We start from the raw sequence: 23,706 nt of genomic DNA on the forward strand, positions 1-23,706 counted from the left end.
CCTCAAGCGGACCGGGTAGCTCTGTCGAGCGGTCGCGGCCCGCTGGTCTGGCGCCTCCGGTCGGTCTCCGATGGTTGCAGTCGGCTCCGGCCGGTGTGACGGATGGAGGCGTTACCAGGCCCGGACGCTGGTCACATCGGGCCCCGGCGTTGCCGGCTGGTCCTCCGAAAGCTCGGGCCACCACCTGCTCCGGCTCTGGTAATACTCCGATGCCTCTGGCGTCTCGTTGAACTCCAGCAAGCCGCCGACCCTCTGTGTCAGGACATCGCGAACCTCGGCGGGGGTTGCGAAGAAGAACTCGCGACGTTCGTTGGCGAAGTTCACCCTCCGGTCAGCGAAGGCCCTGTGCAGCTCGTTCTCGAGGGTGACCGCGTCGTCGGAGAAGAACAGCGCGTGGGTGTCGTACAAGAACGGAACAGATGCGTCGCCGAGCTCGCGGACGCGGTCGCGAGGCTCAAGGCGCCGCGTCATCCCAATTTTGACGATGTTCGGACCCAGGGCACCGAGGTTGCTGATGACATATATGTATCCGGCACGGATGTTCGCGGTCCGGTAGTCGTTGGCCTCGATGGCCTGCTCTATCTCGGCCAGCCGGACAGCAAGGTCATCGACCGCGTCGAGGTCACCATTCGCGCGAAGCTGCTCGAGTGCAGACTCATAGTGGGCCCTCTCCTTCTCCAACCGCTCGCGTTCGGCGGCGAGCTCCTGCGCGGCCTTGCGCTGCTCACGCAGCAGCTCGCGCTCTTCGCGCGCCCGTTCCTTCTCCTCCTGAACTTTCATTTGATAGTCCGCGGTGAGCTCAAGTTCCTCGACTCGGAGCTGGTGGTAGTCCGGATTGACGCGCATCTCCATGATGACACCGAGCTTCTCGATAGCCTTCATCGCGTTCTCCAGCCGCTTCTTCGCGGTCGAGATGTTCCCCGACCGCAGCGACCGGACGCAGTTGTCCGCCTCGGCGTTGTAGGCACGCAGCATCAACTTGGATAGATCACCGACCATCTTGCGGCCCTTCGCGAGCGACCCGTCGAAGGTAAACAGGTCAGCCGCGAGTACGGCCTCGCCCACTTTCACGATCTCGTCGATACGAGCGTTGATGTCTGCGAGACGGCCCTTATACGCAGCCGCGTCCTCAAGTGGATGGTGGTACCGGTAGATGCCGACGTCCTGAAGGACGCGCTGGTCGTTCAGCTCGACCAGGTCGCCACCAGACTGAATGGCAGCAAGGGCGGCCTCGAGGTCTGCGATGCGGTGCAGCAGCGCTGACGTGTCCACCGGCGCAGATACGGGAGCGGAAGAAGCGGCGACCGGCGGCGTGGGAGGATTCGGAGGTTCGGACGGCAGCATGGGGACTGCATGCTGGACCGGTACCTCGCTCAAGGGCGGCGCCAAGTCCGGGGATTCAGCGGAGACCTCGGTCGATGCAGCAAGGTCATGGTCGGGGAGCCACAGCTCCCAGCCCTCCGGCATCGGCGGCCACGCCGGGTCAGGCTTCCAACCCGGCGGCGGCACCCACCCGGCCGGCGGATGGGGCCATCCCGGTGGCGGATTGAACCGCATCATTTGCTCCGCTGCCGCACGCCGCGACTGGTGTCAGTTGGGGTCAGGTCGAATGGCGACTTCGAGACTGCCGCGCCCAGGTGCTCCAAGGTCGCGGCTGGCACGACGCTGCTCAGATCGAAGGAGTTGAAAGTCTCCCGGTCAGCAGCGACCACTACCAGCGGCACGAATTCGGGCTGACCGGTCGCCGGGGCGACACGGTTCACGCCGACCGTGAGGGCGACGGAGTGAATCTTCCCTGCCCGGTCCGCCTCGAACACCTCATGCAGACTGCGGAGCGCAACCTGGTGCACCGCAGACGCATAACGATCCTTCTGAGCCTTCACTGGAAGCTGCGTCGCGACGATCTCGTCCTTGGCCCTCACGTACCGGCATTCCTTCACGGTCGGAAGGGAGGTCGGCTCCGGAATACTCGCTGAGAGCATCAGCTCTCGGGTGGCGAGGTCGAAACTGTGGTCATGCTCGACCGGGAACACGTCCGGGTACACCGAGTTCGACAGCACGATGCCGACGTACTCCTCAATGGCGTAGTCCACATCGAACGCAAGGTCGTTGATGAACTTCGTCAGTTCCTCGTTCTTCTGCGCGGCTTCGGTCTCACGCTCAGCGCATTCGGCCTTGTACGCCTTCTCGGCCTCGGCGACCTTCGCTAGGCGACCGGCATTGCTCTTCTCGTGTGCCGCGACGAGGGCAACGTGGTCGGCATGCTTCTTTGTGTTGCTCTCGCGCCAGTGCCGCACCTGTCCGTCGTGGTCGGCCTTGGCCTTGGCGACGTCCTCCGCGTGGCGCTTCTTACCGCCGAACACGCCTGACAGACCCTTGGGCGCCGGAGGCTCCTCGTACATCGGCTGCGGCGGGTACACGAGCTCCGGAACCGGCGGCAAAGGGGTTCCAAGCGAACCGGGGTCGAACGGCGGATGCTCGACGGTGACCTTCAGCGACTCCAGATCGACAAAGTCATCGAAGTCGAGGGTCCAGGCGAGCAGCGTATCGATGTCATCGTAGGAGGACGCCAGATCCTTATTCAGCGCGTCGACCTCAGCAGTGCGCGCCTCAACGTGTAGACGGGCAGATTCCCTCTCTGCGGCCTTCCGCTGAGCCTCAGATGCGCGAGTGGCCGCTGCTCGCGCCCGCTCCGCCGCCCTCTGGGCTCGCTCGACTTCACGCACGGCAGCATTGTGAGCCCGCACCGCGGCGGCCTCCTGCTGCCGGCGCCGCTTCTCCGCCTGCTGCGCCTGGTAGTTCAACTCTGCGAAAAACCCACGCTTGGCCATGACCGCGCCCCCCTCTGACGCCCGGATTCGGAACGCATAGAACCGTAGACCGAGTGGTCGACACATGGAAGGGAGAACCCCCCGATCGCGGCCTACGATCCTCGGATACGTCATTTCGCCGCGACTCGGGCATGGCTGCAGGTGCGGCTTAGCGTCGGGGCAGGTGCCTCGCCTCGTGTGCGGCGATCCGTGGCGAGGCTTGGTCTCACTCGCCAGGTGCATGCCATGACCGCTACGACGCTTCTCCCGTTCCAGCCCGACACGATGACACCGGCCCGGCGGGCCGCCGTCTCCTACCTGGCCCGCTACACGGGGCACACCCACACCCTCTACGCCTACCAGCTGCGCCGCTGGTTCGCGTGGTGTGAGACCAACGGTCTGGACCCGCTGGTAGGCATCGAGCGCGCTCATGTCGAGCTCTACATCCGACATCTCGGTGATTCAGGGCTGGTGGCCTCCTCGGTCAACACCTCCATGCACGCAGTACGCGGGTTCTTCAGGTTCGCCCACATCGACGGCCTGATCGTGGCCGACCCTGCGGTCTACGCCCGGCTGCCGAAGATCCACCGCGACGAGTCCCGCACCCAAGGGCTGGACCGGCTCGAGCTGATCCGGTTCCTCCAGATCGCTCCCACCATCAGCGTTCACCATGGCGCGCTCGCCTACCTGCTGGGCATCAACGCCCTACGCGCCTCCGAGGCAGCGGCGGTGCGCATCGAGGACTACGCCGAGACCCTGCGCGGACACCGGGTGTTGCACTTGGTCGGTAAGGGCAACAAGCCCGCCACCATGCCGCTCACCGTGCCGGTGCTCCGGGTGTTGGAGGCCTGCCGCGGCGAACGCACCGGAGGGCGCTTGGTGCTGCGCCCGATGACCGGCAAGCCGATCGACAGACGCGACGCCTACCGGATGGTCGCGCGCATCGCGAAGACCGCCGCGATACCGCGCCATATCAGCCCGCACTCGCTGCGACACGCCGCGATCACCAACGCCCTCGACGCCGGCGTCCCGCTGCGCGACGCCCAGATCCTGGCCCGCCACGCCGATCCACGCACCACTGAGCATTACGACCGAGCCCGCGGCAACCTCGACCGTCACGGCGTCCACTTCCTCACCGCCTACGTCGCCGGCGTCTAGCCCAACACCGCGTCCCATGCGCCCAGGTTGACGCGCGCCAACCGTGGTATGGGCTGTGTTTAGTCAGATCGACGGTCGGCGGCGCGACCCTTCGCACCGCCCACGACAGCCTCCGAACGGCCGCGAGAGGGACCCTTGATCAAAAAGCCAGAACTAGGCAGGAGCCAGCGCAATCACTCGCGTCGCACTGCTCACCGGCGTGCTTGGCAAGCAATCGGGGCGATCCGCGGATGCGGAGCGACCTCGCCCGGCTCGCGCGCTACGTCGGTAGATCTCCAAGGATCTTGCGCACTTTCACCAACAGATTGTCGTCGTCGCTGAGAAGCACTCGGACTGCCTTTTCGTAGAGATCCAGATTCTTGAAGCCAAGAGCGTGAGCGACGGCCGTACGAAGGCCGCTATCGCGCACTGAGTACCCACGCACGATTGCCTCGTAGTCCTTTGAAGCGACTAGGCCGGCGAGCTTCTGATGCTCAGTCGGGTACGGAGACGCGAGACTGATCGGAAGATCCACTCCGCCGCTGATCATGTCCTCACCGGTTGGCATGCTGGCCAGTACCTGACTGCGCAGAATCTTCACGGCATTCACCGAGGCTAGGTGCTGCACCGTGCTTGCCTTGAGCGTTTCGATCGCCTTGTCTGAAACGGTCGCCTTCAGTGCTGCCGCATCCTCCCCCAAGGTTGCCGCCTGACGCTCCGCCACGGCGTCCACGACGCATGACAGATAGTAGAGGTTTTCGACCTCATCGACAGGCAAGACCAAGATCTTCTTGGCTGCGAGCGCACTGATCTCTTCTGGCGAACGAGCATCTCCATCGAGAATGCCCCGACCGTCGACCCAGTGGTAGGCATCGACCTCGTTCAACCCAGTTGTTGCTCGCTTGACCTCTTCGGAGCCGCCGCATGGGACGACAGTCCAGTCAGGAAATATCAGTCGATACATGGGAAAATCAAGGCTGGATGCCTCGCCCTCCACGAACAGCAACTGGCTACGACCTCCCAAAATGGCCTGACGAACCGAGTCGGGAATCTCACTGGCCTCTGAGTCAATCTCTAGAGTCCAACCGGTGGCCCTGCCGTCGTGCCATGAAACGGCGCTCACAAAGCAGACGGTTGTGCCGGAGGGCTCCAGTTTGCCGATGAGGTCTAGATCGTGCGTCAGCAATACGAACGCGCAATCGTCTCGCTCACGCATCAGGGAGGCGACGAAGTCGGACGAGATCGCACGATGTAGATGGCGCTCCGGCTCATCTACGATCTGGACACTATCAGGAGGAGACAACAACACCTCCGCCGCAAGGAGGAAGGCTCCTTTCTCGCCATCCGACATCTCCGAGATCGGATAGGCGACCCCTGTCTCACGAACAGCCTCGAACTCGCCCAGGTGGGTCACTCGAAAACCAATGTCCAGATTGGCTGAAGCGAAGACCCGCGCGACTGTAGTCAGCATCGACTCTTCGACCGACGATGTCTCTTGGCCAGCGTCGACGAGTTCAGCAATCCGAGCGTTCCGCCCGTTGACCCTTCCGAGAAGGTCGTAAAGGATCTTTGACGAGCGCTCAGAGTCGCCGTTGACCTGGACTCTGGACCTAGGATCGGAGTCCCACGACGCAAAGGCTGGCAACATCTGCGCACGCTGGCTAGCGGTCATCTCCGTGCCGGCTGATTGCATCCAAACCCGGCGATGCGCAAGTACCCGCGTGACCGGAGCTTGTGAGCCACCACGGTTGATGCTTAGCCAATGGCTGAGCGCCGACTTGCCAGATCCGTTCGGTCCGACAACTACAACTGCCCGTCCGGGGTACGCCGGCAGTTCTACCGATCCGTCTCCGAGCAGGTTGGGCACACTCCACTGGAGTATGGACTCTGTAGCGTCCCGCGGCGTTTCGGTCACTGCACGTCCTGACTCGTTCGCGGCGATGTCTGTTCCCGGCATCGTGATTGCCCGTTGGACATTAGTGCCCCGAGCGGAACCGCGTCACTCCGCCGCATGTCGGCCGTCGGCGTTCGCACGGGACCGGCGCAGGTATCGCCTTGACCGCAGTCAGTCACCTTCGACAACTTCTTCACAGCTCAACGATGACCACACGGACACCCGGTGTCTCGCCCGGCCGGGCGACTCGCTTGGAAGCTACGATGCGCTCCACGCTTTCGTCGGCCTGCGGGCGGGTTGACGAACCAGTTGGCTGTGTCAGCCTGCCAGATCGAGGGCGATGGTGATCTCGGTCTGGTAGTCCTTCGCCGAGACGTGCGCGTGCCAGTCGGGCCCGCCCTCGGTCAACATCTGGTTCAGCGCGTCTCGCAACTCCACCGCTTCATGGCGGGTCAACCACAAGTAGACGGCAGGTAGTCGCTGGCCTGGCTCTCCCTCGATACGCATGGGTCCCATGGTGCAACGGGTCAACTCGCAGACGAAGCTGTGCGGCTACACGAGACCCGCGGTCGTGTTGACAGCGGACCTCCAGTCGCCTTACCTAGCGGGCTTCATGAGGCGCTCATCTGCCGCGATGGACATGGTTGAGAGGCGAGCGCCGGCTGGCGGCACCTTTGCATTACCGCTCAGCGGCTGTGACCTGTTCTTCGCATGCGTGCCGTACGTCGTGGCGGAGCGCTTCTTCGGTGCGTCCCCACCCGCCGGCCCACTCGTCGATCAGGCCGTATGTGCGGCCCAGTGGCAGTTCGTACAACGCGGTCGCGAAACCGCCAGCGGCCACGAGGTGGTCAACCAGGGCAGCAACCTTGCGCTCGTTCAACGCACCGGCGAGGCAGCGACGGGCAAGGTAGTTAAACGTCCGATTGACGGCGGCAACGGGATTCGCCGGTATCGGTACACCCATCTCGTCCAGCGCAAGCGGTAGCAGGTCCTTGATCCTGTATGGATCGTCGCCGTGCTCACCCGCCAACTCGCGCAGCCCGTCACCGTCGTAACCTTGCACGAGCCACTCCGCTGCCCACCGCGGGATGCGCTTGAGCGGCACACGCTCCAACGCGTAGAACGCTGCAACGTCCTCGGGCGCTGGTGGTTCGTCATCGGCCGGCATCTGTCCCTGAACGACGAGGTGAGGCCACTGCGCCCCGCACGCCTCGTCCAGGGACGCCGCCCGGCGTTCCCAGTACAGATCAACCGTTGTGAACAAGTCGTCAAGCGACGGTGACCAGAAGCCGCTGTGGCAGTTCTCGCACTCTGCGAACACCCGCAGGGAGTCGATCCGAACCATCATGGCCAACTCGGCACTGGAGCAAATGGGACATACGCTCTCGCTGATCACGGCCACGACAACATGATGCATGCCAGGGCGTCGCGTCGCGTCGGCAGCTGCTCGTCTTGCAGCCCGACGTACTCATCTGCCACGCATCGCGCACTCATATCCGCGTCTTATCGCCGCGATAGACGAGGTGTTGAGGGCCAGGATCTCGGCCGCGAAGAGCGAGATCGCGGGCATCACGCTGCGATCCGAAGATTGACGCGCCCAACGGTGTCGAGCGTTGGGTGACGCGAGTATCAAGCGCCGTGCACGCGTCAGCCGATCTTCTCCATGACGTCGTCGAGCGCGGGGCGCCCGGCGTCGCACGGCTCACCGGGAGTCGCCGCGGTGTCGGTGTCTTCCACCATGACGTCGACCTTCGTCTGGTCGTCGACGGTGAACGAGTACAGGCAGGTCATCTTGGAGTCGTAGCCGACCTGGACCGGGTGCTCGTTGATGTCCTCGGCGTCTTGGCTGTACTCGTCGATCGCGCCCAGGCTGTAGGCGAAGTCGACCGCGACACTGATCGACCGGTCCAGGCTGTCCCACACGCAGGCCGACACGCCAGCCCGGTCCCTCGGCGCACCGTCGGCCGGGGTCAGGTCGGACGCCCAGCCAACCTCCGAGGGCGGGTCGAGCGAGCGAGAAACCTACGGGAGGGTGATGTCGAGAATCTGGAGGCGGCTCCGTCCCTGGGTCACAACCACCGAACTGAAGGATGGCAGCGATGACACACATACAACGTTTCGACCACGTCGGCATCACCGTCGCGGACATGACGTCGGTGACGAAGTTCTTCGTCGGGCTGGGGTTCGAGGTCGAGGGCACCGGATCCGTGCAGGGCGAGTTCGTGGAGACCGTCTGCGGCATCCCGGGCGCGCGCTGTGAGATCGCGATGCTGCGGCTGCCCGCCGGCGGAACCCGGCTGGAGCTGTCGAGCTTCGTCACGCCCGACCACGTGCCTGGATCGCCCGCGGCGATGGCCAACGAGCTGGGGCTGCGCAACGTGTCGTTCGAGGTCGGCGACCTCCAGGCGGCCGTCGACGCTGTGGCGGCGGACGGGTATGGGCTGGTGGCTGGCATCGGTGAGTACGAGGGCACCGTCCGTATGGCCTACGTCCGCGGACCCGAGGGCATCGTCGTGTCCCTGTTCGAGCAGCTCAGCTGACCGTCGGGAAGGCGAGCGGCGCCCGCTCCACTTCCCGACGGACCTGGGGCCAGCGCGTCGTCACCACCTTCGCGCGCGTGTAGAACGCCACCCCCTCGGGGCCGTGGATGTGATGGTCGCCGAAGAGGGACTGCTTCCAGCCGCCGAAGGAATGGAAGGCCATCGGGACCGGGACGGGCACGTTCACGCCGATCATGCCGACCTCCACGCGACGCTCGAACTCGCGCGCCACGTGGCCGGACGAGGTGAAGACGGCGGTGCCGTTGCCGTACGGGTTGGCGTTGATCAGCTCGATCGCCGCGTCGAGCGTCGGGACCCGGAGGACGGTGAGGACCGGGCCGAAGATCTCGTCCCGATAGGCGTCCATCGAGGGCGAGACGTGGTCGAGGAGAGTCGGGCCGATGAAGAAGCCGTCCTCGTGGCCGGCGACGACGAGGTCGCGTCCATCGACGACGACGGTGGCGCCGTCCTTGGCGCCCCGCTCGACGGCGCCGGCGATGCGGTCGCGGGCGGCGGCCGTGACGACCGGCCCCATCTCGACGCCGTCCGCACCACCGGGGCCGACGGCGATGCGCAGCGTCCGCTCCCGGATCCGCTCGACGAGGTCATCGGCGACAGAGCCGACCGCCACGACCGCCGAGATCGCCATGCACCGCTGGCCGGCGGACCCGTACCCGGCGGCGACGATGTGGTCGGCGGCGAACTCGAGGTCCGCGTCGGGCATGACGACGGCGTGGTTCTTCGCGCCGCCGAGTGCCTGCACCCGCTTCCCGGCCCGCGACGCGGCGGCATGGACGTAGCGGGCGATCGGGGTCGAGCCCACGAACGACACCGCGTCGACACCCGGATGCGACAGGAGAGCGTCCACCGCCACCTTGTCGCCGTGCACCACGTTGAAGACGCCGTCGGGCAGGCCGGCCCGCTGGTAGAGGCGCGCGACCAGGTCGGACGCGCCGGGCACGCGCTCGGACGGCTTGAGCACGAAGGCGTTGCCGCAGGCGATCGCGAGCGGATGCATCCACAGCGGCACCATCACCGGGAAGTTGAACGGGGTGATGCCGGCGACGACGCCGAGCGGCTGGCGGAACGAATGGGAATCGACGCCGCGGGAGACCTGGTCGCTGAACGCGCCCTTGAGCAGCTGCGGGATCCCGCAGGCGAACTCCACCACCTCGCGGCCGCGCACGACCTCCCCGCGCGCGTCGTCGAGGGTCTTGCCGTGTTCGGAGGAGATGACGACGGCGAGCTCGTCCTCGTGCCGGACCAGCAGCTCCCGGAACGCGAACATGATCCGGGAGCGGGCCGTCACCGACGTCTGCGCCCACGAGCCCGCCGCCGCGCGGGCCACCCGGACCGCGGCGTCGACGTCAGCGGCCGTCCCCAGCCGCACCAGTCGCCGGACCGCCCCGAGAGCAGGATCGAACACGTCCCCCAGCCGGGTGCCGGACCCGGGCACGGACGTCCCGCCGATCCAGTGGTCGTACGTCACCGCGATCAGCCTCCGACCAGGGCGCGGACCGCGTCGGTCAGGACCCGCAGATGCAGGTCGACGTCGTCGTCGGTGGTCGCCGGGCACATCAGCGCCATGTTGTGGAACGGCGTCAGCATGATGCCGCGGTTGAGCAGGTAGAGGTGCAGATAGTCCTCCAGCTCCACGTCGGTCGACCCGTACGACTCGGTGCCGTTGCGCGGCCCCGGCGACATGAACCGGTACTCCGACCGGGCGCCCAGCTGGGTCACCACCCACGGCAGCGCGAACTCGTCGATCAACCCCTGCACCCCCGCGGTGTAGCGCGCCGACAGCGCGATCATCCGCCCGTACGCCTCCTCGGTCAGCGCCGATTCCAGCGTCGCCCGGGCCGCCGCGAGCGACAGCGCGTTGCCGGCCAGCGTCCCGCCGACGCCGCCGGTGTCGACGAGGTCGAGGTCGTCGCGGGCCAGCAGGTTCTCCGCGAACGCGGCGGACAGGCCGAACGCGCCGATCGGGACGCCGCCGGCGATGGCCTTGCCGATGGTGAGGATGTCCGGCTCCAGCTGCCACGCCCGGGTGCAGCCGCCCGGCCCGGCCGAGACGGTGTGCGTCTCGTCGTTGATCAGCAGCGTGCCGGACGCCCGGGTCAGCTCCCGGACGGCGGCGAGGTACCCCGGCTCCGGCAGCACGATGCCCATGTTGGTCATCGCCGGCTCCATCAGGACGGCCGCGACGTCGCCGGCGGCCAGCTCGCGCTCCAGCGCGGGCACGTCGTTGAACTCGACCACGCGGCTGGTGAGCGTGACATCGAAGGGGGCGCCGACGTTGCCCGGCCGCGGCTGCGGCCCGTCCGCGCCGGTGACGATGAACGACTCGTCGACGCTGCCGTGGTAGCTGAAGCTCATCACGAGCACCCGAGGCCGCCCGGTGACGGCGCGGGCCAGCCGCAGCGCCCAGCGGTTCGCGTCGGTCGCGGTGAGCGCGAAGCTCCATTGCGTCAGGCCGAACCGGCGGGTCAGCTCGTCGGCGACGGCGGCGGCGTCCTCGGTCGGCATCATCGTGGTCGCGCCGCCCTGCTCGCCGAACCGCGCGGCCACCGCCGCGACCGTCGCCGGCGGCGAGTGTCCCGCCATCGCGCCGGTGTCGCCCAGGCAGAAGTCCACCAACTCGTGGCCGTCGACGTCCCAGAGCCGGGCGCCGCGCGCGCGGTCGAGGTAGAGCGGGAACCCGGCCGCCGTCTTGGCCATCCAGGTCATCGGCACCCCGGTGAGCAGGTGCCGGCCGCGGCCGTGCGCCTGCCGCGACCGCGGGTTGCGCTCGGCGAAGCTCGCGCGCTCGGCGGCCAGCAACCGGTCCAGCCGGACGCGGTCGACGGTCCGAAGGGTGTCGGTCATGACTGCGCTCCGATCGTGACGCCGGCCCGCAGCCGGGCGGTGCGTTCCGGGTCCACGTCGCCGGCGTCGTCGACCTCGACCCGGTAGACGGCCAGGGCGCGGTCCCGGCTGATCCAGCCCTCGCGGACGTCGCGGGCGACACGGTGCGGATCGCGGGATACCGGATCGCCGTAGCCGCCCCCGCCGCTGGTCCGGGCGACGAGCCGCTCCCCCTCCTGGATGGTCACCGGCCCGCAGATGTCCAGCGCCACGAGCTCGCCGTCGCGGTCCCGCTTGAACTGGGCCGACGGCGCGCCGGGCTGCCCGCCGCCGGCGCCCATCATCGGGTTGATCGAGCCGTCGTTGGCGTAGACGGCCTCCAGGTGGGTCCCGACCGGCCCGTACTCGACGTGCAGCGACGGCGCGCCGCGGAACCGCCCGGCGCCCTCGGTGTCGGGGTCGATGTGCCGGCGATGGATGACGATCGGCTGCTTCAGCTCGTCGATCTCGACGCTGTCCAGCAGCAACGTCCCGCCGCTGCCGAGGTCGCTCATGGTCAGCCAGCCGTCGGCGGCCGGGGCACCGGCGCCGCCGTTGGGGCCGGTGAAGATCTGGTTGACGAACGGCCCGTGCTGGTCGCGCCGGTCGATCCCGGACACGACCGCCTCCGACGGCGACATCCCGCTGCCCACTTCGGCCATGCCGAGCCCGTCGCCGATCTCGGCCATGGCCCGCTGGACGGCGTTGCCGACCCGGTTGGAGAGGTTCGTCGTCGCAACCGAGCAGCTGGCCGGGTGCCGCGGGATCCCGACGACGCAGTTCTCCCGCAGCAGCACCCGGACCCGCCGGAAGCTGCCCTGGTTGTGCGGCACGGTGTGGTCGATGCTGTTGAAGATGCCGATCAGCGCGGCCGTCCGCGACGTCGCCTCGCTGAGGTTGAGCCCGGACGGCACGCAGTCGGGGTTGTCGCGCAGGTCGACCTCGATCGTGCCCTCGTCCGGCCGCACCGCCACCGACACCGACACCGGGATGCCGTCAGGCACGCCGGGGAACGGGTCGTGCACGGTCGTGGTGGTCGCGGTCCCGGCCGGCAGCTGCCGGATCGCGGCCTCCATGCGCAGCTCGCCGTAGTCCAGCCAGCCGGCGGCGAACTCGTCCAGCGTGTCCCAGCCGACCTCGTCGGCCAGCCGCAGTAGCGCCCGCTCGCCGATCCGGGCGCTGCCGAGGATGGCCAGGTAGTCGCCGCGCCACTGATCCGGGACGCGGATGCGCATCTCGCACATGCGCAGGATGTCCTCGCAGTCCGCGTAGTCGCGCTGGGCCCGGACCACCGGGAAGATCAGCGCGCCCTCCTCGTACACGTCGCGGGCGCTGGCGAGGTAGGTGGTCGGCACCGAGTTGCCGCAGTCGGCCTGGTGCGCCTTGGCCAGCACGGTGAACCGGTGCCGGCCGTCGTGGTCGACGACGGGGATCAGCACGGAGTGGTCGGCGGCGTGGGTGTTCCCGTGGTACGGCGAGTTGTGCAGGAACGCGTCGCCGGCCCGCACCTGCGGGTAGAACTCGAGCATCGACCTGGCCTGCAGGTCCGGGCCGCCCATCACGTGGATCGGCGGGCTCTGCCCGGTCATCAGCACGCTGCCGTCGGCGGCGAGGATGCAGCAGGAGAAGTCGCGGGCGGTGTTGAGCACGCCGGAGCGGCCGGAGCGGGCCAGGGTGTTGGACATCCGGCGCACGATGGCCTCGAAGCGGTGACTCAGCACCGCCAGCCGGGCTCCGTCGCGGATCGCGGTCATGGTCATGTCAGGCCACCTCGATCAGGGTCGGCTGCAGCCGGCCGGGCTCGCGCACCGGCCGGATGACGAGCGAGCCCGACGGTGCGAGCTCGCAGACGCTGGGGTCCGGGACGACGACGGTCGTGAACGGCGACTCGATCAGCACCGGCCCCTGGATCGGCTCGCCGGCGGTCACCGACGAGAGGGCGCGGACGGGGAGCTCGACGAGGCCGCGGCCGGGGACGTAGGCCCGGCGGGTCGCCGGCACCGCCGAGTCACCGAGCCGGGCCCGGAGCGCGGTGTCGCGCCGCAGCGGCACGGTGACCCGCGCTCCCCAGCTGACCGCCTCGACCGGCGAACCGGGATCGGTCACGCCGAGGATCTCCTCGTGCGTGGCGTGGAAGTCGGCGGCGAAGTCGTGCACGTCCTGATCGGACAAGAACGACCGGACCCGCAGCGGCACCTCCAGCTCCCAGATCTGCTGCGGGTAGCGGGCCTCGGCGAACAGCGTGACGGACGGCTCCGACGCGCCCGGCCCGACGTGCGCGACGAACTCCCGGCACTGCCGCTGCAGCCCGGCCAGGGCGGCGTTGACGCGGTCCGGGTCGAACGAGGTGGTCAGCGTCGGCAGGGTGACGTTGTACACGGCGGTGAGGTCGGACATCAGCGCGCCGGCCGCCGCCAGCGCCGCCCCGACGGCGGGCACCACCAGCTGCGCGCAGCCCAGGCGCTTGGCCACGGCGACGGCGTTGAGCCCGGCCGCGCCGCCACCGCCGACGAGCACCGCACCGGCCGGGTCGATGCCCTGCTGCAGCGTGATCTCCTCGATCGCCCGCACCATCTGCTCGGTGGTGAGGTCGAGGACAGCGTGCGCGGCGGCTACCGGGTCCAGCCCGAGCGGCACCGCGACGTCGGCGGTCACCGCGGCCAGCGCAGCATCGGTGTCCAGCCGCAGCGCGCCGCCGGAGAACACGTCCGGGTCGAGGTAGCCCAGCACCAGCGCGGCGTCGGTGACGGTCGCGCGCCGGCCGCCGCGGCCGTAGCTGGCCGGGCCGGGCACCGACCCGGCGCTCTGCGGCCCGATGTGCAGCAGCCCGCCCGGGTCGACCCAGGCAATACTGCCGCCGCCGGCGCCGACGCTCTTCACGTCGATCGACGGCAGCCCGGTGAGGTGCCCGGTGCCCTCGTCGCCGACCCAGGCCGACCGGGTGGACGGGATCTCGCCGCGGCGCACCAGCGTGACGTCGTACGTGGTGCCGCCGGCGTCGGCGACGATCACGTCGTCGGCGCCGAGGTCGGACCGCGCGTAGGCGCGGCCCGCGACCGGCGCCATCGACGGGCCGGAGTTGAGGGTGAGGATCGGCGCGGCCGCGGCATCGGCCACGTCGACCACCCCGCCCATCGACGTCACCATGAGGATCCGCCCGGTCAGCCCGGCCTCGCGCAGCTTCGTGGTCAGCGCGCCGATGTAGGTGGCCATCAGCGGCTTGAGCGACGCGTCGATGGCCGTCGACGAGGCCCGCCGGTACTCCCGCAGCGACGGGTTCAGCGTGTGCGACAGCGAGTACGGCACGCCGGGCAGCGCCTCGTCGAGGACGGCGCCGACGGCCAGCTCGTGTGCGGCGTTCACCGTCGACCAGAGCAGGCACACGGCCACCGCCTCGACCTCCAGAGCGGCCAGCCGCGCGCACAGCGCCCGCACCGCGTCGAGGTCGACCGGCTCCAGGACCTCGCCGGTGGACAGGATGCGCCCGGGCACCTCGAAGGTCAGTGACCGCGGCACGTACGGCTCGGGGAAGGGGACAGTGAAGTCGAACGGGTCCCGGCGGCCGCCCTCGCGCAGCAGCAGCACGTCCGGGTGGCCACGGGTGGTGAGGAAGGCGGTGCGGGCGGCGTTGCCGGTCAGCACCGCGTTCAGTCCGCGCGTCGTGGCGTGGACGAACGTGCCCACCCGGGCGACGAACTCGGTCAGCGACTGCCCGTCGGCGGCGGCCGCAACGGACAGCACGTCGAGGATGCCCCGCACCGGGTCGTCCGGGACCGTCGGCGACTTGTACAGCCGCAGCCGGTCGGCCTCCTCGACGACGAGATCGGTGAACGTCCCGCCGATGTCGACCGACACCCGCAGCTCCCGCTCAGAAGCCATAGCTGGACACCTTCTCCTGCTCCGCCGCCGAGACCTCCGGGGTCAGCGGCACCGCCAGCTCCATCGCCGCGCGCAGGTCGGCGAGGAACAGCGGGGTCTGGCCCTCGTTGTGCGGCATCGGCACCACGACGATGCCGACGGGCGCCGGGACCTGGCGGGCGGCGAACATCCAGCCACGGCCGCGGATCTCCTCGACCACCGGCCGCAGGTCCAGCGTCGGCGAGTGGATCAGGCAGATGTTGATCCGCGAGCCCGGGTAGACGGCGAGGCCGGGGATCTCCAGCACGCCCGCGATCAGCTCGTCGCGCAGCGCCATCGACTTCAGCGACACCGCCGTGTAGCCGGCCTCGCCGAGCAGCGTGGCCATCGTCCAGGCGCCGGCGATCGGGCCGGTGCCGCGGGTCCCGGACATCGTCCCGTTCGGCGGGCAGATCTCCTTCGCCGCGGCCAGCAGCTCCGCGTCGCGGAAGAACAGCGACCCGGCCGGCGGCGGCGCCATGCCGTTCTTGTGCAGGTCGGCGCTGATCGAGCAGACGCCGGGGACGCGGAAGTCCCACGGCTCGATGGCGGGGTCGTACCCGGACCGCTCCAGGAACGGCAGGATGTAGCCGCCGAAGGCCGCGTCGACGTGGAAGTAGAGGCCGCGCCGCTGGGCGATCTCGCCGATCGCCTCGATCGGGTCGATGCTGCCGTACGCCCAGGTGCCGGCGGTCGCGATCAGGGCGATGGTGTCCGGGCGGATGGCCGCCTCGATCGCCTCGGGGTCGACGTGGTGCAGCCCGCCGGCCGGCGCCGGGACGGCGATCGCGTCCAGGTCGAACATCCGGCACAGCTTGTACAGCGAGTAGTGCCCGTTGTCCGGGAAGACGACGCTGCCGCCGCGGCGCCCGGACAGCTGCTTCGCGGTCAGGATCGCGCACATGTTGGACTCGGAGCCGCCGGAGCTGATGAAGCCGGCGGCGTCGGGCGCGCCGAGCAGCCCGCCCATCCAGCCGACGATGTCGGCCTCCATCTCGCGGGCGCCGCCGCCGGTGATCCAGGTCTCGCCATGCAGGAACCGGGCGTAGGCGCCCACCGAGAGCTCTCTGATCTCGTCGCCCCACGGCAGTTCGGGGGCGGAGACGAGATGCGGGCCCTCGTCGAACAGGTTGCGGGGCATCTCCGGGAACCGGGACACCCGCTCCAGCCGGGCCAGCCGGGCGTCGAGGTCGGCGGCGGTGAGGCCGCCCGGGAACGCGGTCACTGCGCCACCACCCCGCCGTCGACGAGCAGGCTGACGCCGGTCACGTAGCCGGACGCCGCCGACGCCAGGTACACCACGGCCGGGCTGATGTCGCCGACCTCGCCGATGCGCCCGGCCGGCGTCATCGCGAGGATCTCCTTCTCCACCGCCGGCGTGATGAGCTCGCTGTTCATCGGCGTGTGGACGTTGCCCGGCGCCACCGCGTTGACCCGCACCCCGGCCGGCGCCAGCTCCGTCGCCAGCGCCTTGACCAGCAGCTCGATGGCGCCCTTGGACAGGCAGTAGGCCGAGTCGTTCGGCGAGCCGACGTGCCCGGACATCGACGAGACGAAGACGATCGACCCGCCCGGCCCGAGGTGCGGGCTCACGGACCGGGTGAGCCGGTACGGCGCGCGCACGTTCGTGGACCAGTGGTCGTCGAGGATGTCGTCGCCGGTCTCGGCCAGCGACGCCTGGGCGTAGATCCCGGCGGAGTGGACGAGGACGTCGATCCGGCCGAAGGCGGCCAGCGCCTGCGCCACGACCGCGTCCGGCGCGTCGTCCTGGCAGAGGTCGACGGCGACGGTGGCGGTCTGCGCGCCGGTGGCGGCCACCGCCTCGGCCGCCGCGGCCAGCCGGTCCGGAGACCGGCCGACCAGCACGACGGCGCTGCCGGCCGCTCCGAGGGCGCGGGCGATCTCGGCGCCGATGCCCGAGCTGGCGCCGGTCACGACGGAGACTCTCCCGGTCAACCCGAAGGGGTTTTCGGACGTCATGAGCTCCCTTTCACGAAGCTGTGGGGGTGGACGAGGACAACTGGTCCGATCGCTGGATGGCCCGTTCGTCGGTGCCGAGGTACGACGCGATGACGGCGGGGTCGTGCCGGATCCGCTCCGGCGTCCCCTCGGCGATCACCCGGCCGGCTTCGAGGCAGTACACCCGGTCGGAGATCGCCATGATCAACGGCATGTCGTGCTCGATGACCAGCAGCGACGCGCCCAGCTCGCGCTGGATCCGGACGATGAGCGGCCCGAACGCCTCGGTCTCGCGCTGCGCGACGCCGCCGGTGGGCTCATCGAGCATGAGCACCTTCGCGTCCGCCGCGATCAGGCAGCCGAGCTCGACGATCCGGCGGGTCCCGGTCGAGAGGTTCGCGGTGAACTCGTCGGCGAAGTGGCCGAGCCCGAGCAGGTCGATCACGTCGTCGGCGGCGGCCCGCTTGCGCCGTTCGGCGGCCGGCGCGGGCGGCAGCCCGGTGATCGAGGGCAGCAGCAGCGTGCGCGACCGCGCCTCCAGGGCGACCATGACGGTCTCGCGCACCGTGAGGTCGGGGTACAACCGGGCCGCCTGGAAGCCGCGGCCGAGGCCACGACGGTGCCGGCGGTAGGCCGGCAGGCCGTTGACGTCGGCGCCGAGCAGCTCGATCGTCCCGGTCGACGGCACCAGGCCGCTGACGGCGTTCATCAGCGTCGACTTGCCGGCGCCGTTGGTGCCGATCAGGCCGACCAGCTCGCCGGGCCGGACCTCCAGGTCCACCCCGTCGACGGCGCGGTTGCCGCCGAAGCGCACGCTCAGGCCGGTGAGCCGCAGCCACGGCGCCGCGGTCTCGTCCGGCGCGTCCGCGCGAGGTCGCGGGGTCGCCGTCGCCGGGCGGGTGGGCACCGGCTCCGGTTCCGTGCGTGCGCCGATCGCGCCGAGGACGAGACCCCGGACGCCGTAGACGACCTGCATCAGCCCGCCGGGGAAGTACATGAGCAGGATGAGCAGACCGATGCCGCTGGTCAGCAGGCGCACCTCGTCGAGGTCCCCGAACAGCGCCGGCAGCCCGCGGACGAACAGCGCGCCGAGGATCGGGCCGGCCACCGAGCCGACCCCGCCGATGATCGTCGCCGAGATCAGCAGCAGCGACACGTCGGGGGTGAAGGTGCTGCCGGGCACCACCTCGACCCGCAACGTGATGAACAGGCAGCCGGCCAGCGCCGCCATCGCGCCGGACAGGCCGAACGCGATCAGCTTCATCCGGACCGGCGACACGGTCGCGGCCGCGGCCATGTCCTCGTTGTTGCTGACGGCGATCATGGCGCGGCCGATGCCGCCACGCCGGATCAGGCACAGGACCGCCACCATGAGGCCGAGGACCAGCAGGCAGAGGAAGTAGAACGTGCGGCGGTCGGAGAAGTCGAGGCCGCCCAGCTCCGGCGGCTCCATGTAGGGCGTGGTCGTCGACCACGGCGAGCCGGTGAACCAGGCCTGGCGGAAGATCCAGGTCGAGGCGGCGACGGCGAACGCCAGCGTGACGACGGCCAGGAACGGGCCGCGCATGCGCGCCGCGGACAGCCCGACCAGCAGCGCCGCGGCGCCGCCGACGAGGGTGGCCACCAGCAGCGCCGTCCACCAGGACAGCTGCAGCCCCCACCCGGGCAGGAACGGCAGTTCGGTGCCGTGCGTCACCATGACCATGACGCCGGACCCGAGGCCGACGAAGGCGAACTGGCCGAGGGTGAACTGGCCGGCCCAGCCGGTCAGCATCGACAGCGGGAGCGCCATCATCGCGAACACCAGCACGTCGGTCCACACGAACTGCTGGCTCTGCCGGGTGAACACCAGCGGGATGACGGCCAGCAGCGCGAACAGCACGACGAAGCCCATCGTGTTCAGGTGCCGCACGTACCAGAGCCGCCGCAGCCGCTCCGGCACCGCCGCCACCCGGGCGCCGAGCGACAGCGCCGCCTCACCCCGTCGGCCGCGGACCCAGAACAGCAGCAGGACGATCGTCGCGGCGAAGATCCACAGGTCGACGACGGACCGGTTCGCCTGGTCGACGTTGCCGCGCAGCACGCTCTCGCCGACGCCGACGATCAGGCCGCCGACGAGCGTCATCGGCAGCGAGCTCATCCGGGCGATCAGCGCGACCAGCAGCGCCCGCACCAGCAGGCCGGGGCCCACCGCGGCGGCGCCGGACCCGATGATGGTGCCCGGGGTGATGCCCTGGATGGGCGCGATCATGATCGCGGTGACGGCGGCGAAGGCGGCCGCCAGCGTCCACACGATCGACGACGTCGTCTTCACGCTGAGGCCGAACACGCGGGCGGTGTCGGGGTTCGCGGCGGTCGCCCGGACCATCAGCCCCCACTTGGACCTGGTCATGAACAGGGCCAGCGCGAGAATCGTCACCGGCGCCACGATGACCACGAGCACGTCCCGGGCGACGATCAGGATCGAGTCGGTGAGCTGCCAGGACAGCTCGAACGGCAGCGGGAACGCCTGCTCCGAGCCGCTCTTGGGCAGCGACATCCTTGCCACCATCAGCACCTGCGCGACGCCGATGGTGGCGATCAGCACCACCAGCCGCGACGCGGTGAACAGCCGCCTGATCACCGAGAGTTCGACGACCAGACCGACGATCGCGGTCGCCGCGATGGCCAGGGCGAAGGCCACCCAGTACGGCACGCCGAGACCCGCGCTGAGGTAGCAGAACACGGCCACGCCGAACGCGCCCATCTCGCCCTGGGCGAGGTTCAGCACGCCGGTCGCGCGGTACACGAGCACGAAGCCGGCGGCCAGGATCGCGTAGACCAGCCCGACGATCACGCCGTTGACGAGCAGCTGTGCGGAGACGTCGATCATCACGACCCCCGCGTCTCGCCGAGGAACACGGCTCTGACGAGGTCGTCGCGGCCGGCCAGCTCGGCGGCGGAGCCCTCGAACATGATCCGGCCCTTCTCCATGAAGACCGCCCGATCGGCGAAGGCGAGCGCGAGGTTGAGCGACTGCTCGACGATGATCATCGTCGTGCCCTCGCGCTTGAGCTCCTCGACGACGGCGAGCAGCTCCTGCACCACGACCGGCGCCAGTCCGAGCGAGAGCTCGTCGATGATCAGCAGCTCCGGCTCGTGCACCAGCGTCATCGCCAGCGCGACCATCTGCTGCTGGCCGCCGGACAGGTCACAGGCGCGGCGCTGCCGGGTGTCGGCCAGCGCCGGGAACCGGCCGAGGGCGCGGTCGATCCGGTCCTTGGCCTCCGCCGGCGACAGGTCGGTGGTGAGCAGGGCGGTCCGCAGGTTCTCCGTCACCGTCAGCTCGGGGAAGACGCCCGCGCCGCCGCGCAGCTGCACGACCCCGGCGCGGAAGCGCAACTCCGCCTCGGCGTAGGTGAGCGAACGCCCGTTGAGCCGGACGACGCCGCGGTCGGGGATGCCCAGGCCGCTGATGACCCGCAGCAGGCTCGACTTGCCGGCGCCGTTGGTGCCCAGCAGCGCCAGCACCTCGCCGCGCGCCACCTCCAGGTCGATGCCGAACAGCACCTGCACCGTGCCGTAGCTGAAGTCCAGGTTGCGCACCTGCAGCACCGGGGTGTGCCGCGGGTCGGCGGCGATCCGGCGCCGCTCCTCCTGTTCCTCCAGCAGTTCCTCGACCGCCCGCGAGATGTCCTGACGCAGGTAGCGGGCGCCGCGGTGGAACAGGTAGCCGCCGGCGATCGTGGACACCGGCACCGCGATGGTCAGCGCGAGCCGCTGGCCGTGCGCGTCGGAGATGGCGCCCACCACCAGCGCGCCGAGGAAGCCGCCCATCAGGAACGTGAAGATCGGCACGATCGCGAACGCCTGGGCCCGCAGCCGGTACGGCGCGACGGAGGCCACCAGCGGGTTGATCGCCACCAGCGCCATGCCGGTGAACGCGGTCGCCAGCGCGTAGCAGACCAGCAGCAACGCCGGCTGCTGCAGCCGCAGCGCGACCAGCGTCAGCACGCCGTAGGCCACGATGGCGTAGCCCGCCACCCGCATCGTGCGGGCCGGGTCGACCCGGTACGTCCGGTCGAACCGCCGGCCGGCGATCAGCATGGCGACGATCGACGGGAGCTGGCAGAGCGACAGGATCCAGCCGCGGGTGAAGGCGTCGTACCCGTACTCGTCCCGCAGCAGCAACGTCAGCTGCAGCGGGACGGTGATGAGGGCCAGCCCGAGCGCGCCGATGCCGAGGCACATGAAGTAGAAGGTCTTGATCTTCTTCATCCGCGCGAACGCCGTCCCGATGGTGATCGGCAGCTCGCCGCCGCGATCACCCTGGTCCAGCACCTCGCCGGTGATCGTCTCCTGCTCGTACCGCCCGCGCACCGGCTCGCGGAGGAACACCAGCGCCGCGACCGCCAGGACCGCGACCGGAACGGCCAGGGCGAGGTACGCCCACCGCCAGCCCTCCGCGCCGCCGGCCACGGTGGCGATGCTCCCGGCGGTGAACGGCCCGAGCGCCAGGCCCAGCGGCGTCGCCATCGCGTGCAGCGAGAAGATCCGCCCGCGGCCCTCCAGCGGATACCCGTCGGAGATGAGCGAGCCGAACACCGGCGTGGAGTAGGCCGCCGCGAGCCCGATGCCCGAGTAGGCGAGGAACAGCTGGAACGTGTTGCCCGCCAGCGCCGCCGCGACCAGGCAGATCGCCGCGCCCGCGGCGGAGCCGGCCACGACGTACTTGCGCGGCACCCGGTCGGCCAGCCACGCCATCGGCACCGCGCCGAGCACCAGCGCGATGCCGCCGAAGCTGGCCAGCGCCATCAGCCCGGTGTCGGACAGCCCGAAGTAGGCGCGGATGTCCGGCGCGAGCACGTTCGTGGTCTCGCGGCTCAGCTGCTCGATCACCACGAGCAGCACGGCCAGCGTCACGATCGCCCAGCCGCCGCGGCGCAGCGTCTCCCGCAGCGACAGCTCCGCGGCGCCGACCGCCGGCAGCAGCTCGTCGGGCAGCACCAGCGGCTCGGACCGCTGGTCCTGCGCCTCCTGCCGCCGGGACTCCTCCGCCAGGACCGTCGCGGTCAGCGTCGCGGTCAGCGGCCCCTCCGGCTCCGTCGGCTCAGTCATCGGCCGGCAGCGGGAGGAAGTCGGTCTCGGGGACGATGCACTGCGGGGCGTCGCTGCCGAACTCCGCCGGGCAGGGATGGTGGAACCGCTCGATCACGATCGCGTCGGGACCGGTCGGCTTGCCCGGCCCGAAGCTCGCCGGCAGCGACTCGCCGTGGTCGAAGTCGCCGAAGCCGGCCAGCACGGCCGCGACGTCCTGCCGGGTCGGGTTCTCCCCCGCGGCCTCGATCGCCCGGGCGAACAGCCGGACCCCCGAACAGCTGGAGGCCACGTTGCTGGCCCGCAGGTTGTCCGCGTCGTCGAGCAGGTCGTACGGCGCGTCGATCACGTCGCTGTACTCGGCATAGACGCGGTTGCACATCTCGACGAACGGGTCCGGGACGAAGTCGTCGAGGCGGTGCTCGCCGGCCCGGCTGCCCGAGACGATCGTGGCACCGTTGTAGAGCGCGGCCGCGGCCTCGCCGGCGAACTGGACGATCTTGCCGGTGACCAGCTCGCTGTCCTGGGCCTGGAAGCTGGTGTTCACGAACTCGACGTCGCCGGGCTGGAAGCCCTGCGTGACCATCTCGCCCAGGTACGTGGGCATGGTGATGGTGTCGAGCAGCGGGAACACCACCTCGACGCCGTCCGCGCGCATCCCCTGCACCGACTCGATCAGGCCGTCGGTGCAGTTGCCGGCGTCGCAGCCGATCGCGTCGACGCGGGCGACGTCCAGTCCGAGCCGCTCCAGCTCGGCGACCAGCCCTTCCTGCACGACCTGCGGGTTGGGCTCGGTGTCGGTGTAGACGACGCCGATCGGACGGCCCTCGAGCTCGTCGGCCAGCTCCCGGGCGGCGTAGCCGAGGATGTCGGCCGGCGAGTGGTTGACCGAGTAGAGCATGCCGTCGGCGGCGTCGAAGTCCTGGGCGCTGAGGTCGTACGTCGTCACGTAGATGACGTCGTTGGGTCCGGTGAGGCACCCGGCCAGCGGGTTCCCGACCCCGGTGAAGGAGAAGGCGCCGAGGGCGTGCTGGTCCTTCGCGATCAGCGTGCACGCCTGCTGGGCCTCGACCTGCGGATCGGTGGCGCCGAACCCGGGCACCGCGAGCTCGACGGTGTTCAGCTCGATCAGGCGCCCGTTGATGCCGCCGCACTCCTCGTTGACGATGCGCACGAACGTCTCGACCTGGTCGGCGGTGTCGCCGACGTCCTCGGCGAAGCCGACCTCCACGAGGTCCTCCAGCCGCAGCCGGACGTTCGTCAGGACCACCGAGTCGGCTGTGACGCCCGGCTCGACCTCCTCCGGCTGGTGGCTGGCGGTGTCCGCGGTGCAGAACGTCTCAGTGCCGGTGAACCGGCTGTCGAACGACTCGGCGACGCCCGGCGCCGACGAGGACGGTGCGGCGGCGGGGTCGTCGTCGGTGCTGCGGACGACGCCCGAACAGCCGCCGGCCACGATCAGACAACCAAGGGCGAGCGCGCAGGCTCGTAATCCGTCAGGACGCATGAG

Annotated in this window: 17 protein-coding genes; 2 read left to right on the plus strand and 15 right to left on the minus strand. The window is 69.8% G+C overall.

What is annotated here, in order from left to right; all coding sequences use genetic code 11:
- Window positions 1–111: 111 nt before the first annotated feature.
- Together ACW62_RS12860 and ACW62_RS12865 are read right to left on the minus strand one after the other, a co-directional pair.
- Window positions 112–1,557 carry an SNIPE associated domain-containing protein gene (locus ACW62_RS12860; RefSeq protein WP_053204620.1) on the minus strand — a complete coding sequence of 482 codons (1,446 nt, stop codon included), beginning with the start codon at window positions 1,555–1,557 and terminating at the stop codon, window positions 112–114.
- Window positions 1,557–2,831, minus strand: coding sequence for a hypothetical protein (locus ACW62_RS12865; protein ID WP_053204501.1), 1,275 nt, complete (start codon window positions 2,829–2,831; stop codon window positions 1,557–1,559). Before ACW62_RS12865 ends, ACW62_RS12860 begins: the two co-directional genes overlap by 1 nt.
- A gap of 225 nt (window positions 2,832–3,056) precedes the next feature.
- Here ACW62_RS12865 and ACW62_RS12870 point away from each other — a divergent pair, with 225 nt between their 5' ends.
- Window positions 3,057–3,968, plus strand: coding sequence for a tyrosine-type recombinase/integrase (locus tag ACW62_RS12870; protein WP_053204502.1), 912 nt, complete (start codon window positions 3,057–3,059; stop codon window positions 3,966–3,968).
- Between the two features lie 259 nt (window positions 3,969–4,227).
- On the opposite strand, the gene ACW62_RS12875 is transcribed toward ACW62_RS12870, so the two are convergent.
- The 4 genes from ACW62_RS12875 to ACW62_RS12885 form a co-directional block, all read right to left on the minus strand.
- Window positions 4,228–5,418, minus strand: coding sequence for a DUF4435 domain-containing protein (locus ACW62_RS12875; protein ID WP_205629309.1), 1,191 nt, complete (start codon window positions 5,416–5,418; stop codon window positions 4,228–4,230).
- A gap of 741 nt (window positions 5,419–6,159) precedes the next feature.
- Window positions 6,160–6,348, minus strand: a complete 189-nt coding sequence (locus ACW62_RS34000; protein WP_157574716.1) for a hypothetical protein — start codon at window positions 6,346–6,348, stop codon at window positions 6,160–6,162.
- Window positions 6,349–6,520: 172 nt separating this feature from the next.
- Window positions 6,521–7,243 (minus strand): hypothetical protein, encoded by a 723-nt coding sequence (locus ACW62_RS12880; protein ID WP_157574717.1) that lies wholly within the window; start codon window positions 7,241–7,243, stop codon window positions 6,521–6,523.
- A gap of 245 nt (window positions 7,244–7,488) precedes the next feature.
- Entirely contained in the window at window positions 7,489–7,776 is a 288-nt protein-coding gene (locus tag ACW62_RS12885) for a hypothetical protein (RefSeq protein WP_053204505.1), read from the minus strand.
- 164 nt (window positions 7,777–7,940) lie between these two features.
- On the opposite strand from ACW62_RS12885, the gene ACW62_RS12890 reads away from it, so the two are divergent.
- The gene (locus tag ACW62_RS12890; protein ID WP_053204506.1) at window positions 7,941–8,381 is read left to right on the plus strand and encodes a VOC family protein; all 441 of its coding nucleotides are present in this window, start codon (window positions 7,941–7,943) and stop codon (window positions 8,379–8,381) included.
- On the opposite strand, the gene ACW62_RS12895 is transcribed toward ACW62_RS12890, so the two are convergent.
- The 9 genes from ACW62_RS12895 to ACW62_RS12935 are packed head-to-tail and all read right to left on the minus strand — an operon-like array spanning window position 8,374 to window position 23,703.
- Complete coding sequence (locus ACW62_RS12895; protein ID WP_053204507.1) at window positions 8,374–9,870, minus strand: CoA-acylating methylmalonate-semialdehyde dehydrogenase; 1,497 nt, start codon at window positions 9,868–9,870, stop codon at window positions 8,374–8,376. The two genes, ACW62_RS12890 and ACW62_RS12895, sit on opposite strands and share 8 nt — an antisense overlap.
- A 5-nt stretch (window positions 9,871–9,875) precedes the next feature.
- Window positions 9,876–11,246: a transaminase gene (locus tag ACW62_RS12900; protein WP_083459706.1), complete on the minus strand. Its 1,371-nt coding sequence runs from the start codon at window positions 11,244–11,246 to the stop codon at window positions 9,876–9,878.
- Window positions 11,243–13,024, minus strand: coding sequence for a hydantoinase B/oxoprolinase family protein (locus ACW62_RS12905; RefSeq protein ID WP_053204508.1), 1,782 nt, complete (start codon window positions 13,022–13,024; stop codon window positions 11,243–11,245). The genes ACW62_RS12900 and ACW62_RS12905 overlap by 4 nt, the downstream gene beginning before the upstream one ends.
- Before the next feature lies 1 nt (window position 13,025).
- The gene (locus tag ACW62_RS12910; RefSeq protein WP_205629310.1) at window positions 13,026–15,143 is read right to left on the minus strand and encodes a hydantoinase/oxoprolinase family protein; all 2,118 of its coding nucleotides are present in this window, start codon (window positions 15,141–15,143) and stop codon (window positions 13,026–13,028) included.
- Window positions 15,133–16,386, minus strand: coding sequence for an aminotransferase class V-fold PLP-dependent enzyme (locus ACW62_RS12915; protein WP_053204509.1), 1,254 nt, complete (start codon window positions 16,384–16,386; stop codon window positions 15,133–15,135). Before ACW62_RS12915 ends, ACW62_RS12910 begins: the two co-directional genes overlap by 11 nt.
- Complete coding sequence (locus ACW62_RS12920) at window positions 16,383–17,096, minus strand: SDR family NAD(P)-dependent oxidoreductase (protein ID WP_205629311.1); 714 nt, start codon at window positions 17,094–17,096, stop codon at window positions 16,383–16,385. The genes ACW62_RS12915 and ACW62_RS12920 overlap by 4 nt, the downstream gene beginning before the upstream one ends.
- A 55-nt stretch (window positions 17,097–17,151) precedes the next feature.
- On the minus strand, window positions 17,152–19,992 hold the full coding sequence (locus ACW62_RS12925; RefSeq protein WP_053204511.1) for an ABC transporter permease subunit: 2,841 nt from the start codon (window positions 19,990–19,992) through the stop codon (window positions 17,152–17,154).
- A complete protein-coding gene (locus ACW62_RS12930) occupies window positions 19,992–22,217 on the minus strand; it encodes an ATP-binding protein (RefSeq protein WP_053204512.1) in 2,226 nt (741 codons plus the stop codon). Before ACW62_RS12930 ends, ACW62_RS12925 begins: the two co-directional genes overlap by 1 nt.
- Entirely contained in the window at window positions 22,210–23,703 is a 1,494-nt protein-coding gene (locus tag ACW62_RS12935) for an ABC transporter substrate-binding protein (protein WP_083459707.1), read from the minus strand. Before ACW62_RS12935 ends, ACW62_RS12930 begins: the two co-directional genes overlap by 8 nt.
- Window positions 23,704–23,706: the final 3 nt, after the last annotated feature.

It is taken from the genome of Jiangella muralis, from assembly GCF_001270745.1.
GTDB classification, from domain to species: Bacteria; Actinomycetota; Actinomycetes; order Jiangellales; family Jiangellaceae; genus Jiangella; species Jiangella muralis.

Excerpts from the sequence above, each read along its gene's own strand:
- ACW62_RS12860 (WP_053204620.1), bottom strand. The coding sequence starts at position 1,557 with ATGCGGTTCAATCCGCCACCGGGATGGCCCCATCCGCCGGCCGGGTGG.
- ACW62_RS12865 (WP_053204501.1), bottom strand. The coding sequence starts at position 2,831 with ATGGCCAAGCGTGGGTTTTTCGCAGAGTTGAACTACCAGGCGCAGCAG.
- ACW62_RS12870 (WP_053204502.1), top strand. The coding sequence starts at position 3,057 with ATGACCGCTACGACGCTTCTCCCGTTCCAGCCCGACACGATGACACCG.
- ACW62_RS12875 (WP_205629309.1), bottom strand. The coding sequence starts at position 5,418 with ATGCTGACTACAGTCGCGCGGGTCTTCGCTTCAGCCAATCTGGACATT.
- ACW62_RS34000 (WP_157574716.1), bottom strand. The coding sequence starts at position 6,348 with ATGCGTATCGAGGGAGAGCCAGGCCAGCGACTACCTGCCGTCTACTTG.
- ACW62_RS12890 (WP_053204506.1), top strand. The coding sequence starts at position 7,941 with ATGACACACATACAACGTTTCGACCACGTCGGCATCACCGTCGCGGAC.
- ACW62_RS12900 (WP_083459706.1), bottom strand. The coding sequence starts at position 11,246 with ATGACCGACACCCTTCGGACCGTCGACCGCGTCCGGCTGGACCGGTTG.
- ACW62_RS12905 (WP_053204508.1), bottom strand. The coding sequence starts at position 13,024 with ATGACCATGACCGCGATCCGCGACGGAGCCCGGCTGGCGGTGCTGAGT.
- ACW62_RS12910 (WP_205629310.1), bottom strand. The coding sequence starts at position 15,143 with ATGGCTTCTGAGCGGGAGCTGCGGGTGTCGGTCGACATCGGCGGGACG.
- ACW62_RS12925 (WP_053204511.1), bottom strand. The coding sequence starts at position 19,992 with ATGATCGACGTCTCCGCACAGCTGCTCGTCAACGGCGTGATCGTCGGG.
- ACW62_RS12930 (WP_053204512.1), bottom strand. The coding sequence starts at position 22,217 with ATGACTGAGCCGACGGAGCCGGAGGGGCCGCTGACCGCGACGCTGACC.
- ACW62_RS12935 (WP_083459707.1), bottom strand. The coding sequence starts at position 23,703 with ATGCGTCCTGACGGATTACGAGCCTGCGCGCTCGCCCTTGGTTGTCTG.